Source organism: Desulfatiferula olefinivorans (assembly GCF_054657895.1).
In genome coordinates, this window is the sequence record NZ_BAAHXV010000003.1 from 207,349 (window position 1) to 225,245 (window position 17,897).

At 55.7% G+C, this 17,897-nt stretch carries 15 protein-coding genes, 1 tRNA gene and 1 other RNA gene; 14 read left to right on the forward strand and 3 right to left on the reverse strand.

Annotated features, from left to right (window positions below; all coding sequences use genetic code 11):
• Positions 1-109 precede the first annotated feature (109 nt).
• On the reverse strand, positions 110-940 hold the full coding sequence (locus ACYQ11_RS04085; RefSeq protein WP_459922471.1) for a hypothetical protein: 831 nt from the start codon (positions 938-940) through the stop codon (positions 110-112).
• 298 nt (positions 941-1,238) lie between these two features.
• Between ACYQ11_RS04085 and ACYQ11_RS04090 the strand changes: the two genes are divergently transcribed.
• On the forward strand, positions 1,239-2,651 hold the full coding sequence (locus ACYQ11_RS04090; protein ID WP_459922472.1) for a mannose-1-phosphate guanylyltransferase/mannose-6-phosphate isomerase: 1,413 nt from the start codon (positions 1,239-1,241) through the stop codon (positions 2,649-2,651).
• Complete coding sequence (locus ACYQ11_RS04095) at positions 2,641-3,222, forward strand: YqgE/AlgH family protein (protein WP_459922473.1); 582 nt, start codon at positions 2,641-2,643, stop codon at positions 3,220-3,222. The genes ACYQ11_RS04090 and ACYQ11_RS04095 overlap by 11 nt, the downstream gene beginning before the upstream one ends.
• Before the next feature lie 188 nt (positions 3,223-3,410).
• Here ACYQ11_RS04095 and ACYQ11_RS04100 read toward each other — a convergent pair whose 3' ends face one another.
• Positions 3,411-4,229, reverse strand: coding sequence for a putative metalloprotease CJM1_0395 family protein (locus tag ACYQ11_RS04100; RefSeq protein WP_459922474.1), 819 nt, complete (start codon positions 4,227-4,229; stop codon positions 3,411-3,413).
• Positions 4,230-4,332: 103 nt separating this feature from the next.
• Complete coding sequence (locus ACYQ11_RS04105) at positions 4,333-6,081, reverse strand: YcaO-like family protein (RefSeq protein WP_459922475.1); 1,749 nt, start codon at positions 6,079-6,081, stop codon at positions 4,333-4,335.
• 153 nt (positions 6,082-6,234) lie between these two features.
• Here ACYQ11_RS04105 and hisB point away from each other — a divergent pair, with 153 nt between their 5' ends.
• From hisB to ACYQ11_RS04165, 12 genes are all read left to right on the forward strand, one after another.
• Complete coding sequence (hisB, locus tag ACYQ11_RS04110; protein ID WP_459922476.1) at positions 6,235-6,822, forward strand: imidazoleglycerol-phosphate dehydratase HisB; 588 nt, start codon at positions 6,235-6,237, stop codon at positions 6,820-6,822.
• A gap of 273 nt (positions 6,823-7,095) precedes the next feature.
• Complete coding sequence (gene dnaG, locus ACYQ11_RS04115) at positions 7,096-8,865, forward strand: DNA primase (RefSeq protein WP_459922477.1); 1,770 nt, start codon at positions 7,096-7,098, stop codon at positions 8,863-8,865.
• Between the two features lie 220 nt (positions 8,866-9,085).
• Positions 9,086-10,894 carry an RNA polymerase sigma factor RpoD gene (gene rpoD, locus ACYQ11_RS04120; protein ID WP_459922478.1) on the forward strand — a complete coding sequence of 603 codons (1,809 nt, stop codon included), beginning with the start codon at positions 9,086-9,088 and terminating at the stop codon, positions 10,892-10,894.
• Positions 10,895-10,948: 54 nt separating this feature from the next.
• Positions 10,949-11,025, forward strand: a tRNA-Ile gene (locus ACYQ11_RS04125).
• 183 nt (positions 11,026-11,208) lie between these two features.
• A complete protein-coding gene (locus tag ACYQ11_RS04130; protein WP_459922479.1) occupies positions 11,209-12,327 on the forward strand; it encodes a Nif3-like dinuclear metal center hexameric protein in 1,119 nt (372 codons plus the stop codon).
• A 28-nt stretch (positions 12,328-12,355) separates the two neighbouring features.
• Positions 12,356-13,078, forward strand: a complete 723-nt coding sequence (locus tag ACYQ11_RS04135) for a zinc ribbon domain-containing protein (protein ID WP_459922480.1) — start codon at positions 12,356-12,358, stop codon at positions 13,076-13,078.
• Between the two features lie 75 nt (positions 13,079-13,153).
• Positions 13,154-13,544: RNase P RNA component class A (rnpB, locus tag ACYQ11_RS04140), an RNA gene on the forward strand.
• Between the two features lie 102 nt (positions 13,545-13,646).
• Entirely contained in the window at positions 13,647-14,927 is a 1,281-nt protein-coding gene (locus ACYQ11_RS04145) for an HPr family phosphocarrier protein (RefSeq protein WP_459922481.1), read from the forward strand.
• 2 nt (positions 14,928-14,929) lie between these two features.
• Positions 14,930-15,622, forward strand: a complete 693-nt coding sequence (gene ispD, locus ACYQ11_RS04150; RefSeq protein WP_459922482.1) for a 2-C-methyl-D-erythritol 4-phosphate cytidylyltransferase — start codon at positions 14,930-14,932, stop codon at positions 15,620-15,622.
• A gap of 130 nt (positions 15,623-15,752) precedes the next feature.
• Entirely contained in the window at positions 15,753-16,133 is a 381-nt protein-coding gene (locus tag ACYQ11_RS04155; RefSeq protein WP_459922483.1) for a PilZ domain-containing protein, read from the forward strand.
• Positions 16,134-16,470: 337 nt separating this feature from the next.
• Positions 16,471-17,112 (forward strand): CpsD/CapB family tyrosine-protein kinase, encoded by a 642-nt coding sequence (locus ACYQ11_RS04160; RefSeq protein WP_459922484.1) that lies wholly within the window; start codon positions 16,471-16,473, stop codon positions 17,110-17,112.
• 9 nt (positions 17,113-17,121) lie between these two features.
• On the forward strand, positions 17,122-17,865 hold the full coding sequence (locus tag ACYQ11_RS04165) for a hypothetical protein (RefSeq protein ID WP_459922485.1): 744 nt from the start codon (positions 17,122-17,124) through the stop codon (positions 17,863-17,865).
• Positions 17,866-17,897: the final 32 nt, after the last annotated feature.

Genomic DNA, 17,897 nt, shown 5'->3' on the forward strand with positions numbered 1-17,897 from the left:
CTGAGAGGCGGGTTTGATGGGCACGCTGCGCTTTACCCATCCTCTACGGGCTATCGATGCAACCGGGGCAACGCGTTGTCTTCCCATCATGGCCGTCTGACGGGCGGCCTCAGAAGCCCAGTCTGATCTGGAAAATCTGAAGAGCTTCGTTCGCTTGCATTCTGGCGAGTTCATCGTCTGCGGTCAGGTCATAGGAATAGAACACGCTCTCGTTGCCGGGAACGCCCCCCGCGAGCACCAGCTCGGCGATCCGGCTTACGGGGTCGGCGGTTTCGGTGTATCGGACCACAAGGACGGTCAGCAGCTGGTCGGCGTACCCGTCTGCGACCCAGTCCCCATGGAACAGGTCGAAAAACTCCAGGGAGGGGTCCCCATTGGTATCGGCCAGATAAGCAAAGGTGTCCGCCAGTATATCGTCTTCGAGATAGCCCTGAAATGTCGATATTTCCGAGGCACTGGGAAAGCCCGCTTCGGAATTGGCCTCAAATCGGGCCTGGGGGTCTTCCAGATAGGCCAGGCCGATGATCAGATCGGTCAGCGGGGTGATGTTGGTGGTCTGGTACATGATCAGTTCATGGTCCGTACCGGCGTCGACGGCGGCGGCGATAATCTCGTCACTGGGGTTCCGTCGGCCGGCGCAGTAGGAATACAAGGTCCGTTCGCCGTCCAGATCTGCCCAGACCAGATAGGGCGGGTCGTGGGGCGCCACGCTGACGGAATAAGTGCCGTCCACGGGATCGATCACCGCTGCGTAACGATCCGCCCGCTTGTTGCTGATCACGTGAACCGTACCGGTCACCCGCACGCCGGTACTCACGGTACCCGAGATCACGTAGGGCTCGGCCTGGCCGTACCCGCTGTTGTCGCAGCCGCAGATCAGAACACACAAAGCAAAAAGAACGGCAAGTCCCCGGCCGATGTATTCGGGTGTGGCTTTCATAAACTAAAAACTCCCTGGTAATTCGTGTAGCATTCCCCCAGGATGCAATGGTCCTCTTGGGCATATCGTTTTCTTGAACATGCGTAAAGATGTATGCGCGCCGCCGGACTTAGTCAAGAAAAAAGAGGCCGCGATCAGGGAAAATCACGGTCCGGTGCCCCGCATTTTTTTGCAGAAAAAAGTATTTGGCCGCCGGGACCTGTGCTATGAATAAAGCGATTCGTCATTCGAATCGGTGGACGACACCCGGCGACATCATGATGAACATCCTATTCCGACGATTGCATGTGAGGGCTTTATGATTATACCCGTTATTCTGGCCGGCGGTTCGGGAACCCGACTCTGGCCCCTTTCCCGCGAACAGTATCCCAAACAGCTGCTCAGTCTGGTCGATGAAAAAACCATGCTCCAGAACACGGTGCTCCGGCTTCTGAGTTTCCCCGAGATCAGGGACCCCATGGTGATCTGTAATGAGGATCACCGTTTCATGGTGGCCGAACAGCTTCGGGCCATCGGGGTGGACAAGGCATCGATCGTTCTTGAACCCATGGGCCGCAACACGGCGCCGGCCCTGTGCGCGGCAGCCCTGAAAGCCATGGAAGGCGGCGCAGATCCCGTGCTGATGGTTCTTCCGGCGGATCATAACATCGAAGAGGTCAAGGCCCTGCATCAGGCCATTTCCCTGGGCATGGGACTGGCCGAGAAAGGGCGTCTGATCACCTTCGGCATTGTTCCTCAGGCTCCGGAAACGGGGTACGGCTATATCCGCAAGGGCGATCTCCTGGAGGACGGGAGCGCCGCGTCGGCCATCGCCGAATTTGTCGAAAAACCCGACCGGGAAACGGCCCGGACCTATGTGGATTCCGGAAATTACTGCTGGAACAGCGGCATGTTCATGTTCAAGGCCTCCGTGGTTCTGGCGGAACTGGAACGCCATGTGCCCGACATTGTTTCGGCCTGCCGGAATGCCGTGGCGCTGGGGCGCAGGGACCTGGATTTCTTCCGTCTGGACAAGGAGGCGTTCAAGGCCTGCCCCAGTGACAGCGTTGACTATGCCGTCATGGAAAAAACCGATCGGGGCGCCGTGATTCCCCTGTCCGCCGGATGGAACGATCTGGGCTCCTGGGACGCCCTCTGGCAGGTGGGCAAAAAAGACGAGCACGGCAATGTGATCCGGGGGGACGTGCTGACCCATGAAGTCAAAGACTCGTTTCTCCATGCGGAAACCCGGATGATCGCCGCCGTGGGCCTTGAAAACCATGTGGTGGTGGAAACCGCCGACGCGGTGCTCATCGCCCCCCGGGACCGGGTCCAGGACGTGAAGCGGATCGTCAGCCAGTTGAAAGGGGTGATGCGCGAAGAGGCCGCCATCCATAAAAAGGTCTACCGGCCCTGGGGGTCCTATCAGGGGATTGATCTGTCCGATCATTTTCAGGTCAAGCGCATTACCGTGAAACCCGGCGCCCGGCTGTCTCTGCAGAAACACTATCACCGGGCCGAGCACTGGGTGGTGGTCCGGGGCACGGCCGTGGTCACCAAAGGCGATGAGGAATTCGTGCTCAAGGAAGACGAATCCACCTACATCCCCCTGGGCGTGGTCCATCGGTTGGAAAATCCGGGCAGGATCGACCTGGAGCTGATCGAAGTCCAGTCCGGATTCTATCTGGGTGAGGACGATATTGTCCGGTTCGAGGATGTTTATGGGCGATAATCTGGAAACCGCGGGGTTTTCATCCCTCAAGGGCCATTTTCTTATCGCCATGCCGGAGCTGTCCGACCCGAATTTCGCCGGAACCGTGACCCTGATCTGTGAACACAATGCGGACGGGGCGTTGGGACTGATTATCAACCGCCCCCATCCGCTGATCGTCACCGAGCAGATTTTCAAGGAGTTCAAGATGTCGGTCCATGAAGGGGTGGGGCAGGATCCGATCTACATGGGGGGGCCGGTGCAGACCGGCGAAATCTACATTCTTCACGGCCCGCCCTTTGACTGGCGGGGCACCCTCCAGGTGACCCGGACCCTGGCGCTGTCCAACACCATCGACCTGCTTGAAGCCATGGCCGTCAAGGTCGGCCCCACCCGGACCCGGATGATGCTCGGATGCGCCGGCTGGGGGCCGGGGCAGCTCGAACAGGAACTGCTGGACAATGCCTGGCTCACCCGGGATGCCCTGGATCACATCATTTTCAACACCTCGGCCGTCGAGTGCTGGGAAGAAGCGGTGAAAAGCCTGGGCATCGATCCCATGCTGCTAAGCTCGGGTGCAGGGAACGCCTGATGCCGTGGGTGAGGTCAGGGCAATCGCATGTTTCATATCCTTGAAGAAAAGCAAAAAACGGCCTTCGTGAGAATCTCAGCGGATTGATCTCAGATCAATCCTGTCGACATAAAAACGTCTCCCTGCCCACAGGGCATGACCCATGGGTCGTGCGGGGTAGACATACGATTGCCGTGTGGGTAAGGTTCTCAGGCGTAGACATTGATGCCCGATCGGTCGGTGGACGTGTCCATGGCGGTGGGGTAGGCTTGGGCCTTTTGCCGTGATTCGGTCGTCTCGGTGGTTTCGGCGGTGGGTTCACCGGCCTTGTCGGCTGCATCGGTTTTGTCGGTAAACGGTGACGGGGCCTCGTTCATGGTCTCGGCCCGGCTTTCAGCCGTAACGTCTCCCCGGGCCTCCATTTCTATTTGCGCGGCTTTGGCGGCCACGGCACGATCCTGGGCGGAGGGCTCCGCCGGAGCCAGGGCGGCCCGGATCACAGTCTGCATTTTGGCGATGGTGGCCCGGGGATCACCCGGTTCCTTCGACACATCGATGCTCACTTCCCCGCCGACCGCATAGCGTTCGCCATCGGGTCCGGTCTGGTATTCGAACTGGGCCCCGCTTCTTACATACCGGCCGCCGGCGGCGACATGGGCCTGTTCATGGGCCTTGACTTCCCTGTCCCTGGCCTTGAGCTCTTCGATCTGCTTGAGCTCTTCCTCGGTCAGTTCAGCCTCTTTTTTGTCTTCAGTCTTCTGCGTGTCTTTTTGGGGGTCGGATGGCGCGGTGTCGGTTTCTTCGCCGGTCGTTTCTGTTTCCCGGCCGTCGCTTACGGGTTTCCCGGTGACAGGGGAGGGCGCGGCATAGGTGTTTTCTCCGGCGTCGTCCGCCGGTTGTTTTTCAAAAACATCAACCGGAGCATCGGAATCCGGCCGGGCGGCCTCGGTCGCTTCCTGGGCCCGGACGGCCGGAGGCATCGGTTGATATGTGACAGGCACGCTCGAGGCGATGGACGAGAGGTTCATGGTCTTATCCCGTTTTATTGACCGAAACAATTACACTCCTTATCATCGGTCAACGGGGCTGATCGCTTGAGGGGAATGTTCCTTTCAAGCGCCGGCCTAAGGATCAGACGGCGTTTTTTTTCGTAAGGGTCAGTTTCTCAAGATTGGTCCGGGCAAAATCCAGACTGTCGTCCAGTTCCAGCGCCAGTTTGTAATAGGTGACGGCCTTGTCGGTTTCTCCCATGTCCCTGTAGTTGGAGGCGATGTTCGCGTAATCGATGCCCGATCCGGGATTGAGCTCAAGCACCCGCTCGAAGCAGCGGATGGCGGTTTCATGGTTTTTCAGCATGAAATGGCAGAATCCCATCAGATTGAAGATGTCCTCCCGCTCGTCGTCGGCCTCGGCTCCCCGTTCAAGAACGGCAAGGGCCTGTTCATACTGCCCCATGTCCTTGAGGCAGACCCCGGTATATGAGCAGATCGATGCCGTGTCCTGGGGCTGGGGAGAAAGGGACAGGGCGCGTTCAAAGCAGGCAAGGGCCTGGGTGTGTCGCTCGAGGGCCAGGTAGGTGAGCCCCAGAAAAAACTGGAGGTAGTATTTTCCGGGCAGTTTCCGGTCCATGTCTTTCAGACGGCCGAGGGCCTCATGGGGCTCCAGGTTTTCCGAAATGAACTTGGCCGAAAACATGCCCACGTTGGTCCCCGTGGCCCGTTCCCGGAAATGGGCGCCGGGGATGACGGTGTAAAAGGCGGGTACCTTTAGATCGGGGTGCATGGTGTCGACGAGAAACACCTCCATGCCCTGTTTTTCGAGGACCGACACGTAGCGTTCCACCTCGATTCGGATATTGTTGTCGGACAGATCGGGCAGATCGGCCATGGACAGGGTGACCGGGGCTCCGATGACATAATCGGCCTCGGCCGGGGAACGGAATTTGGGAAGGCCGCTGGCAACGTAGTTTGCGGCGCTGTTGAAGTCTCCGGCCAGCTGGGCGACTTCGGTCAGGGCCCGGCTGAGGGCCTTTTCCGGGTTCGGCGCCGTACCGGCGGTCCAGACGATTTCACTCCGGGCGGGGAAGGTGGACGGGTCCCAGGCCAGAACGGCCACGGTGGGAATGCCCGTGTCCAGACTGAAATCCGACACCACCAGTTCGATGCCGGCCTGTTGATATTTGTCGAGCATGTCCTGCACGACGGGGTCCTTGGAGGTGCGGGGGTCGATCCGGGGAACGCGGCGCTTTTCCATGCTGACGAGCGAAGATACATGCCGTTCCACGATTTCCGATATACCCTGACAGATGGCTTCTTCCGCGCAGTTCCCCGCCGAAGGCCCGTTGAATTCGTTGATCATGAAAAACCAGTCAAAGGGAATCAGCTCGGCTTTTTTTTGGGTCAGGTTGTATGCCCAGGTCCATTTCAGGGGGAGATCGGCAAAGAATTCACGGGTGATTTCCAGTTCGGCCCGGTTGTCGTCATGGACCGATCGGGCGATCAGATCGAAGGCCATGGCCCGCTCCCGGACATTGCGATAGGTATCGGTGATGAAGTTGGCCGGGTTGTTTCGGAACGCGAAGAAGCTGAACCGTTCGGCCAGCTCCATGACGGCGCTGGCCTCGGACTGATCCGGGGTGGCACCTTTGCCCATCTGTTTGTTGGTGCCGGTCATGGCCCGGGCATCGTTGCCGCAGACGCTGAAGTAAACGGGAATGTTCAGGCGGCCGTTGTCGATCCGCAGTGTGTTTTCAAGGATGTCCAGATCCAGGCGAGCCGTCCGTTCTTTGAATCGCCGGACCGTTTCCCGGGGCGTGATGATCTTATCCTGATCATCCGTGACTTTTTTAAAGGCATCCTGAAGCGTGATGGTGACACTCATGGTTGATCTCCCTGTAATTTTGAAAAAAGAGGGTATAACACACTCGGTTGACCGATGAAAGGGGTGTCTTTTTTAAATTGACCCGCGGTAAATTATCTGCTAAGGGAAATCAAATTATTTCGGCGATTTATTATACTAGATAAGGACAAGGTGATGAGACGCATAGCCCGGCTTGAACGCTACACATCCGAAACGCGGATTTCCGCCGCCATCGATCTTGACGGCACCGGCGAACGGGAGATTTCCACCGGCATTCCTTTTTTCGATCATATGCTGGATCTTTTTTCACGCCACGGCTTTTTCGACCTGACGGTTCAGGCCGAAGGCGACATCGGCGTGGACAACCATCATACCGTGGAAGACATCGGCATTGTTCTGGGCAGCCTGGTCAGTGAAGCCCTGGGCGACCGTCGGGGAATCGTCCGCTACGGTCACGCCGTGACCCCGATGGACGAGACCCTCAGCGAGGTCAGCCTCGATCTGTCGAACCGGCCCTTTCTCGTTTATAACGTCCCCGACCGCATGGGTGTCTGCGGCACCTTCGACACCCGGGACGTGAAAGAGTTCATGCGTGCCTTTTCAGGCAAGGGCGGACTGAATCTCCATGTCAACGTGAGATACGGTGAAAACGACCATCATATCGTTGAATCGGTGTTCAAGGGTCTGGGCCGCGCCCTTGCACAGGCTGTTTCCCTGGACAGCCGGATCGTCGGCCATCTGTCCACCAAAGGGGTGCTTTAGATTTCACCTTTTGTCCCTGTGATCAGGAACGACTGAACATGTCCGGTCCCATGTGCCCATCCGTTTCCCATCATCGCTGAACGAGTGTGGATGACCCGTCCGCAGGCGCGCATTTGTGCTGTCTGCGGATGTTTTTTTCGCCCGGGGCCGGGACGGGGTTTGACAAACGTGGAACCATCGTTATTTTTTGCGTCTGATCCGTGTTGAAATGAGGCCGGATTTAAAATGGTTCTGTGCGGCATTCCAATGCGGCAGGATGGGAGACAGGCGGTTTTGGCACGATTGATACCCGAAGATATAATTCTGGATATCCAGCAGGCGACGGATATTTATGAGATCGTGTCCGAAACGGTTCAGTTGAAAAAGTCGGGGCAGGGCTTTATGGGCCTTTGCCCTTTTCATTCGGAGAAGACCCCGTCGTTCCATGTGAATCCCGTGCGGGGGATTTACCACTGTTTCGGATGCGGCGTGGGCGGTGATGTGTTGAGCTTTGTGATGAAACGTGACGGGCTCACCTTTCCCGAAGCGGTTCGGATGCTGGCCGCGCGCTGCGGCATCACCCTTCCCGAGCCGGAAAAGAATCCGGCGGAGCGCCGGGTTGAAAGTCAGCGGGAGTCCCTTTACGCCGTCAACCGGCTTTCCATGGAATATTTCAAGGGGATTCTGTTCAAGGGGCCCCAGGGCGAGCCGGCCCGGCGCTATCTGGCCAACCGGGGCATGACCGAAACGATTGCCGAAACGTTTCAGCTTGGCTATGCCCCCGACGGGTGGGACAACCTGGTGCGATTTCTTTCAGGGCGGAACATTCCCCGGCAGGTTGCGGAAACATCCGGGCTGATTGCCACGAAAAATAAAGAAAGGTACTACGATCGCTTCAGAAATCGTATTATTTTTCCGATATTAGACCAGAGCAGGCGGGTGATTGGTTTCGGGGGCAGGGTCCTCGATGATTCCCTTCCCAAATACCTGAACTCGCCGGAAACGCCGGTCTACAGCAAGAGCCGGTCGCTTTACGGTTTTCATGCGACCCGGCAGGCATGCAGGCAGACTGGGGCCGTCCACATTGTGGAAGGCTATTTTGATCTTTTATCCTTATATATGTATGGAGTGGAGCATGTGGTGGCCACGCTGGGAACGGCCATCACCCAGGAACATATCCGGATGCTCAGCCGGGCGGGCGTCAGGCGCTTCGTGATGGTCTACGACTCGGACGAGGCGGGAATCAGGGCCGCCGAGCGAAGCATTCCCGTGTTTCAGAAAGAATTTATCAGCGCCAACATTCTCGTGCTGCCGAAAGGCCATGACCCGGATTCGTATATACGTGAGTTCGGTCCGGAAGCCTTTATGAAACTGTCGGATCAGGCTCTTGGGGTCATTCCCTTTCTGCTCGAATCGGCCGTCAGGCAACACGGTCTTTCCGTCGAGGGGCGTATCCGGATCATCGAGGTGATGACGGAACCCATCAGAGCCGTGGAAGACCCCATCGGTCGTTCTTTGTATGTCCGTGAACTGGCGGACCGCATCGGGGTGGACGAAAAAGCGGTGCTGGAAAAAATCAGGGAGCAGGCCGGCGGCCCGCTCAGGCGTGTTTCGGGACCTGCGGCCACTGGTTTTGAATCCCGGCCCGTCGAACGCAGGGTTCGTTATCTGGAAATGGAAAAGCAGATTCTGTCCATGATGCTTCAGTTTCCGGAGATTCTTGACGACTGCCGTCGCAGCGGCGTGGTCGACTACCTGGAACACCCGGCGCTCAAGGCCCTGGCGCGAAAGATTCTTGACCACGGGGGCGATCCGTCGACCCTGGCGCCGACCCTGATTGCCCGGTCTGAAAATGACGCCCAGCGGAAAATGATATCGGCACTGGCCGTCGGTGATATTCCGTGGCTTTACAAGAATTGTGTCAACCTGATTGATCAGTTTGTCCGAAACAGGAAAAAACATGAGGACTCCCTGTCGGAACAGATCAGAATAGCCGAGCTGAATCAGGATCATGATCTTCTGATGGCCCTGATGAAGGAGAAGATGAAGCGGCTGAACCAGTGATGGTCTCGTAAAAAGTCGAATTTCGGACGGCTTCGTAAAATGTTCGAGATCAAGGCTTGCGAAGCCCGAGGAATGAGGCGTACGAAAGGGTACGCCGCAGTGACGAGGGATGAAGCGTAACGCAGATATCGGACTTTTTACGGAGCCGTCAACCATTGAATGAATAAAACATTACAGCGGTATCGTTATTATAATCCGGAGTCGGAGGAGGCAAATTTTTATGACCAGAAAATCCGCAGGGAATGCAGATGAATTGCGAAAATCACAACAGGAAGTGATCAAGGATTTGATCCTCGAAGGAAAGAAGAAGGGTTTTCTGACCTTTGACGAGGTCAATGAAGGTCTTCCCGATGATGTGGCGTCCTCGGAGCAGCTCGATGAGATTTTTATGGGGTTTACGGATATGGGTATTCAGCTCGTCGAAAAGGAAGACGACTATGAAGACCTGATCGATGACAACAAGAAGATGGGCGGCAAACTGGTCAAGGACGAGGCCATCGGATTTGAAAAGGAAAAGGACGACTTTGACGATACGGCGACCCCTTCGGATTTCGGAACGGTGACGGACCCGGTCAAGATGTACCTGCGCGAGATGGGGCTGGTGACCCTGCTTTCACGGGAGGGTGAAATCGAAATCGCCAAGAAGATCGAGGTGGGGGACCAGGAAGTGCTGCGCTGCCAGCTCGATACCACCCTGGCCATCGATTATATCCTCACCCTGGCCGACAGCATTCGGGACGGACGCCTGAGACCCAAGCATGTGCTGCGCGATATCGATGAGGGCGACGGTCTGGTCGATGAGCAGATTCAGGTCGACAGTTTTCTTTCCACCATCGATGCCATCAAGGAAGTCAACGCGGAAAATATGGAGCTGCGTGAAAAACTGTTCACCGAAGAGCTCAATCCCGATGAACAGAGAAAGATTCGGCGGGCCATCGGCCGTCGCACCGACAAAATCTTCAACCTGCTCAAGGAATGGCGGCTTGAGGTCGGCGTCACCGAGCGGGTGGACAAGATCATCAAGGACCAGATCGAATGGTTTGAGGAGATGAACAAGGTGATTATCCGATGTGCCGAATCCTTCAGCACCACGGTCACCGAGTTTCGTTCGGTTCTTGCGGGCGATGACTGTGTGGCCTGGTCCAAGGACAAATGCCGGCTGGATGACGACCGCCGCGCCCGTCTGTTTGACGACATCAAGGTCATTCAGAACCAGATCGACAGTCGTGAGTATGCCATCAAGGCCAACAACCGCATCCTTTCACGGATTGTCAGCGCCATCGAAGACGGACGGCACAAGTCCAAGCTTGCCAAAAGCGAGCTGGTCAAGGCCAATCTTCGCCTGGTGGTCAGTATCGCCAAGAAGTATACCAACCGGGGGCTTCAGTTCCTCGACCTGATTCAGGAAGGCAACATCGGCCTGATGAAGGCGGTGGACAAGTTTGAGTATCGCCGCGGCTACAAATTCAGTACCTACGCCACCTGGTGGATCAGGCAGGCCATCACCCGGGCCATCGCCGATCAGGCCCGTACCATCCGTATTCCGGTTCACATGATCGAAACCATCAACAAGCTGATCCGGACCTCTCGGTATCTGGTGCAGGAGCTGGGCCGTGAACCGACCCCCGAGGAAATTGCCGAAAAGATGGAGATCCCTCTGGACAAAGTCAGGCGTGTTCTGAAAATCGCCCGTGAACCGATTTCTCTGGAAACACCCATCGGTGAGGAGGAAGACAGCCATCTTGGCGATTTTATCGAAGACAAGAAATTCATGCTGCCCTCCGATGCGGCGGTGAGCATGAATCTGGCTGAGAAAACCCGAAAGGTGCTGGCGACCCTGACGCCCCGGGAGGAAAAAGTGCTTCGCATGCGCTTTGGAATCGGTGAAAAGGCCGACCATACCCTGGAAGAGGTGGGCAAGGATTTTGCCGTGACCCGGGAACGTATCCGGCAGATTGAAGCCAAGGCGCTCAGAAAGCTCCGGCACCCCACAAGAAGCAAGAAACTCAAGAGTTTCATTGAAATATAAGACTTGACAAACGCGGTGGCCTGGGGTTATTTAACGAAACTCCAGGACGTTTGAGGGCCTATAGCTCAGTCTGGTAGAGCCACCGGCTCATAACCGGTCGGTCCCTGGTTCGATCCCAGGTGGGCCCACCAAAAACCAGTTTATTCAGAAAAACGAAGGCGGAATGAAGACCCCGAATTATTTTTTTCATCGATGTTGATCCAAGGCGTGGTACTGACATACCACGCCTTTTTCATGTCCGGGAAACGAATGGCGGGATCTGTGTGAGCTTTTGGGGTGCAAGCGCCGTTTCACAGATGGCGCCGGGGGAATACATGGCCACTGTCGCGGATATTGTTACACTGATCGAGAAACACATCGCAGGCCCTGAACTGGCGGAAAGCTGGGATAACTGCGGTCTCCAGGTCGGTGACCGGTCCTTTGAAGTCCGTAAGATCATCACGGCCTTAGATCCCCTGGAGTCGGTGATCGATCATGCCTGCGCCATGGGGGCCGATCTTCTGATCACGCACCACCCTCTGATCTTCAAACCTTTAAAATCCATCGATATATCAAGCCCCGTAGGGCGCATCGTTGCCAAGGCCCTCACTCATCGTCTGGCGATTTATTCGGCTCACACCAGCTATGACAGTGCACAGGGAGGGCTGAACGATGTTCTGGGTCGAAAGATGGGCATCACGGATATGCGGGTTCTGGGACGGCCCGCAGCAACCGAAAAGGCCAAACTTGTCATCTTCGCCCCGCAGGATCACAAGGAAAACATACTCGGGGCCTTGTCCGAAACAACAGCAGGTATAATCGGGAATTATACCTGCTGTTCTTTTTCGTGCCCGGGGCAGGGGCGTTTCAAGCCGGGAGACGGCGCGCGTCCCTTTTCAGGGACGGTGGGACAGCCTGCCGTTGTGGATGAAGTCCGCATTGAAACCGTCGTGCTCAAAAAGGATGCCGCCCGCGTGGTCGATTATGTGGCACGGGTTCATCCCTATGATACCATGGCGTACGATCTTTATCCGCTGACCTGCGAAGACCGATCCCGGGGCCTGGGTCGTCTGGGAGTGCTCGATACGCCCATGTCGCTTGCCGCCTTTGCCGACCGGGTGAAACAGGCGCTGGGAATCGAGCGGGTCAAGGTGGCCGGACACATGGATCTGACGGTGAATAAGGTGGCCTTGTGCTCCGGCAGCGGATCGAGCCTGATGGGGGATTTTTTGAAAAGTACCGCCCAGGTTTATGTCAGCGGAGATTTGCATTACCACGATGCCCGCATGGTCGAGGACGCCGGGCGGGCCCTTGTGGACATCGGTCATTTCGGTTCGGAAATCATCATGGCCGAAGCGATGAAAGAGGCCCTGGCCTCACTTTCCAGGCAAAGGGGATTGTCCATCGAGGTTCAGGCCTGCAAGGTGGAACGTGATCCATTTCAATATATTTAACTTTTTTTATTAAAACGGGAAAACCATTATGTCGTCCATTGCCACAAAAGAAGAGATAGAGATTTTGATCAGGCTTCAGGAAATCGAGACGGGAGCCAATAAAATCAGAAAATTTCTTGATGGAGTCGAAAACGAAATCACCGTCAGGAAAAAGAAACGCCGGGAGGCGGAAAACGAACTGGCCGGTTTTGAGGCTGATCTGGAAGATGCACGCAAGCAGTACCGTGAATTTGACGGCGAGGTCAAGGAACGGGAAATCCGGATCAAAAAGAGCGAGGAATATCTTCGTAACGCCAAAACCAACACTGAATACCAGGTCCTGCAGCGTGAGATCGACGACAATAAAAAAAGGAATTCCGAGGCCGAAAGCCAGATGCTTGAGTTTCTTGATCGCATCGAGGCCCGGGAAAAGGACGTGGCCCGGAGCCGGGCAGCCCTTGACGGCATTGTTGAGGAGACGGAAAAGGAAATCGCTGAAATCGAAAACAGCACGGTCAACGAACGAAAAGAGCTTGAAGCCGTTCTGGAAAAACGGGACGCCGTGGCCGCAACGCTCCGGCCCAGGCTTCGGGATATGTTTACCCGGATTCTCAAGCAGTCGAACGGGCTGGCCATCGTTCCCATGACCAACGCCACCTGCAACGGGTGTTTCATGAATGTTCCTCCGCAGAAATTTATTGAGATCCAGCGCGGGGAAACCTTGAACTTTTGCCCCCAGTGTCATAGAATGCTTTATTTCAAAGGAAAATGAGACCATAGGTCGATAAATGAGATGGGTCGGTTGGTCCGTCTTAGCTTTATCGACCCATGGTCATCTTTTTCGGTCGGGGCAGACCAGACGATCGCCGGGCCGGTGACGGCCGGGAGGAAAGTCCGAACACCACAGGGCAGGGTGCTCCATAACGTGGAGTCATGGAAACATGAAGGCAAGTGCAACAGAAAGCAGACCGCCCCGCTCTCCGTCACTTAGGTGACATGGGCGCGGGGTAAGGGTGAAACGGTGCGGTAAGAGCGCACCAGTTCTCCGGGTGACCGGGGAAGCTGGGTAAACCCCACCCGGTGCAAGACCAAATAGGGAAGTGCCAAGGGCTGCCCGCCCGTACTTCCGGGTAGGTCGCTTGAGATGCCGGGCAACCGGCATCCTAGATGAATGATCGTCGTCACCTTTCGGGTAACCGGTAGGGGAAACAGAATTCGGCTTACGGTCTGCTTCGACCGATTTTTTTTAACGCCATTGATCAGGACGCATTGAGACAGGACAAGGGCAATCAAAACCGACGGATCAGGTGCTGATATTGGAAACTTCGGCGTGCAGTATTTTGTTTAAGAACAAGGTGCGGATTTATTCCCATGATTTTCTCAAGGCATGCGTCTACATTGCAAGTTTTGATTCGCCGGAACATATTTTTACCAAAAAACTTTACTCCCGTCTGGTGTCCACCTCCCACCTCCTTGAAGACTTCCTGGACCTTCACGGCGCCAAGAACAATACCCAATGGCTGTTTTACCGGGAACTGGCGTCCTCTGTCCGGCATCTGAGCACCAGCGGTTATTCCCAGCGCCATATCTCAAACCGGATGGTGTTCTACGACCTTCCCGAGGTCGGACAATTTGTCGAAGAAGGTGAAAAAACACAGGATTTCATAACGCGATCCCTGATGAACATCGCCCCGGTGGTCATCGAGGAGGCGCGCAGGCTTGGGATCGATATTCCCGACGGCAGTTACGATCAGGCCAATTTTCCCGGCGTGGTTACCGGCGAGATTTTGGAATACGACATCGACGATGATGTGGTGGCCGACCAGAAATCCCATATTGTCAAAATCGCCAGCGAATTTCTGAACATTATCAAAATGTTCGAGCCGCTTGCATTTTATGAACCCTATACCCTTGACGAGATCGCCCGGATTGTTCCGGCCAAGGTCAACGAGGTGGAAATCCGCCGCTTTGAAATGCTGATTCACAATCTTCAATCGTCGTTTGACTCGTACGTGGTTATCGGGGGGTATCGATACGGAAACCGCAAGCTCAAACAATTGCGCGCCCATTTTTCCGTGGTGCTTCATATTCTTGAAGTTCAGGGGAGGCTTCTGCATTTTTATGAACGCCATCTTCTGGAGCTCGGGGGCATCAGCCTGTATCAGCAGGTCAGACGCCGCCTGGCCGAATTGGTGGATCCGTCGGTTCTTCTGGATCGAACCATCAATTACGGCCTGTATTATGTCAGTCATTTCCTCACGGCAGGGAAAAAGGTGGCCCATGAGATTCTTGACGCAAACATTGAAACCTCGTCGATCCGGGTCGGCGTTCCCGTCACCCGGGGGTTTCATAACCGCCCCAGCATGATGGTGGCGAAAATCGTTCAGCATTTCGGGGGTAAGGTCGAGCTGGTCGTGAACGGTGATCGATTTGACGCGGGCAGCGTGCTTGACATTCAGTGGGCAGGCGGGAAAATCCAAAAGGAAAACATCACAGAAGTGGTGTTTGAAGGAGACATCCGGGCCCTGCATGATATCAAAATCCTGGCTTCGGTCAACTACGCCGAAGACTCCATGGGTAAGGGACTTGCCCTGCCCAAAGAACTTTCCTACCTCAGATAATCATGGTCATCGCTCTTATCGTGGCCGGCGGCCAGGGACTTCGGATGCAGACGGCTGTTCGCAAACAGTATCTGCTTCTTAACGGTCGACCGGTGCTGCACCATACCCTCCGGGTGTTTGACCGCACAACGGTCATCAATCGCATCGTTCTGGTCGTGCCGTCGTCCGATCTTGATTTTTGCAGGCGCACCCTTGTTCCCGAGGCCTGTCCGGCCCGGGACGTTCTGGTGGTTGAGGGGGGAGCCGAGCGCCGGCAGTCCGTGTACAATGGACTCTGCGCCATGGACGCAGCCCCGGATGACATCGTGGTCATTCACGACGGGGTCCGCCCCTTTGTCGAACCCGGGCATATCGACGACTGCGTTCGAAACGCCCGTGAAACAGGTGCAGCGATCCTGGCCGTTCCGGTTTCGGATACCATCAAACGGGCGGACGAAGCCGGAAACACAGCCCAGACCATCGACCGCCTGAATCTCTGGGCCGCCCAGACGCCCCAGGCCTTTCGCTATTGTCTGATCCGGTCTGCCCATGATGATGCGGCACGCCGGAACCTCACCGCCACCGACGATGCCGCATTGCTTGACATGCAGGGCCGGTCCGTCAAACTGGTTCACGGAAGCCGGAACAATATCAAAATCACCACCCCCGAAGACCTGTTGCTTGCCGAGGCGTTGATGAATTTGGGTCGGAAATGACATGAGCATGTCATTCAGTGTGATGTTGATCTTTGCCGACGGGTGTGCTACATTGGCAAAATAAACGATGATAGTGGTAATAAATGACGTGAAAACAGCGGGTTAAGCCTGGCTGCGAAGGGGGGAGGTCATGGCCTGGGAGAATGGTGATCCTGATCGCCGATCTTATCCACGGTATAAAGTCAACGATGGGGCCTATGCCGCCCTCAGCCCGGATTCCACCATCATGGGCCAGATTATCGATATCAGCCGGAGCGGACTGTGCTTCAGATATATCGTGCATCGGGAACAGGCCTTTGAATCCATGGCCACGCATATTTTTGTGGGGGACAACGGGTTTTACCTGGAAAAAATGCCCTTTAAAACCATCGAGGATGAACAGATCGATCACGGATCCTCGTTCAGCTCCATCATCATGAGGCAGCGCAGGGTGTATTTTTCAAATCTCAATCCGAACCAGTATGCCCAGCTGGATTACTTTCTGCTGAACCGGACTGTGGGTCCGGCCTGACCCCGGTTTCCCCATCGCATCACGCCATGTGGCTTTCCTGATCTTTTTTCGAGTGTGTTCATTCAAAATCGTTGCCCCGGCATTCAAAAAAATGGCCCATCTTTCTGTTATCCCTGTGAAACGGGTTTCATAGTTTAGGTGTTTTGTGTATCATGGATGGTGACCCTACCCCACGGCCCCGGGTTTTTTGTTTGATTGTAAGACGTAACGATCTGAAAATATATTCTATAATTGGCTCGATATCTTGGTTTGACTGGCATATGCCTTGCAGAACCGCTTACAATTGTCCTGGCGGGTCTCGGGGTTTACCGATCAGCAACAAAGGGAGATGCATGCAATGAATTCTTTTACTGTGGACACGATAGAGTTGCTCGGGCGTATCGCGGAGATCAAGAGAATTTACTCCGTCATTGACTCCTCCGTGACCGGTCCGGCCTGCATTGTGGTGACCAGCGGCGCCCAGAGGGAGGGCAAATCCACACTGGCTGCGGGACTTGCCATCGCTGCGGCCAGGCGTGAGGACCGGCGGGTTTTGCTGGTGGATTTCAACTGGCATGCGCCGTGTCTTCACCGCTTCTTCGAGCTTGAACTTGGAGACCAGCCGGACGCCTATGTGAACGGCGGCCCCATACGGCAGGTTGTCAGGCAGACCTCGATACCCAATCTGGATCTTCTGCCCGCACTTCGCGAGGAGAAGGGCGCGGTCAACGGCTCCAAACCCCTGCCCAGCCCGGAATTGCTTAATAAAGCCAAAGCCGAATACGATGTGGTGATCGTCGATACGGCGCCGGCGTTTCCCACCAATCAGCGGATGATCGATCCGGTGGAAATTTCCAAGATGGCCGACGGCGTCGTTCTGGTCACACTGACCAATGTGACGCCCCGGCAGGATTTGAAACGGGCCTGTACGGCCATTGAAACGTCAGGGGCAAACATTCTGGGTGTGGTGGCCAACCAGTGGCAGAATCCGATCGTATAAGGAGGGACCATGTACTTCAATCTGAAACGTTATTATTACGGCATTGTCAAACGTCGCATGCTGGCCTGGCTTATTCTGCTTATCCCTGCCGTGTTTCTTGTCGTGTCGGCCACGCTGCCCGATCGGTATACGGTTGTTCAGAACGTCACCGTCTCTGCGGATTCACCCGTGGCCCTGATGACCAATCCGGTGGGCTACATGCCCTTTAGCGAGCTTATCGAAGATCCTGATTCATTTTTTCTCAATTCCTATGCCCTGAACAAACTCACCGGAACCTTTCTTTCCGGATGGGCTGAAAAATACGGCCCCATTATCGATGACGTTATCCGCACGTCCATGACCATGGCTTTTTCCGGGCAGAATACGGTTCAGATCATCTACTCCGGGACGAGCAGGGATGTCGGTGAGATCCTGGTTTCGTTTTATGCGGATCGCCTGGTGAAAAAATCCCTGGAGGGTCTCGTGCGCAGCAACAACGGCTCGCCCGATGTCACACCGGATTTGTCCGGCGATGTGGACGTTTATGAAATCAGAGCCTTGTGGCGTCAGGAACGTTTGATGCCTCTGATTTACTGTACGCTTGCGTCTATCGTGCTGGTTCTGATCCTGTTCGGTTTTCTTGAGTGGAATGATCCGGCGTTCAAGTCCGAACGTCAGATCGCCCGTTACATCGGCCTTCCCATTCTTGGGAACGTGCCGGATTTGAACAAGGTGGCTGCGCTTCTTCAGAACAGGGATCCGCAGGCTGCATGAGGGGGCCGGGACGGTCCGAAACGTCCCGGTAT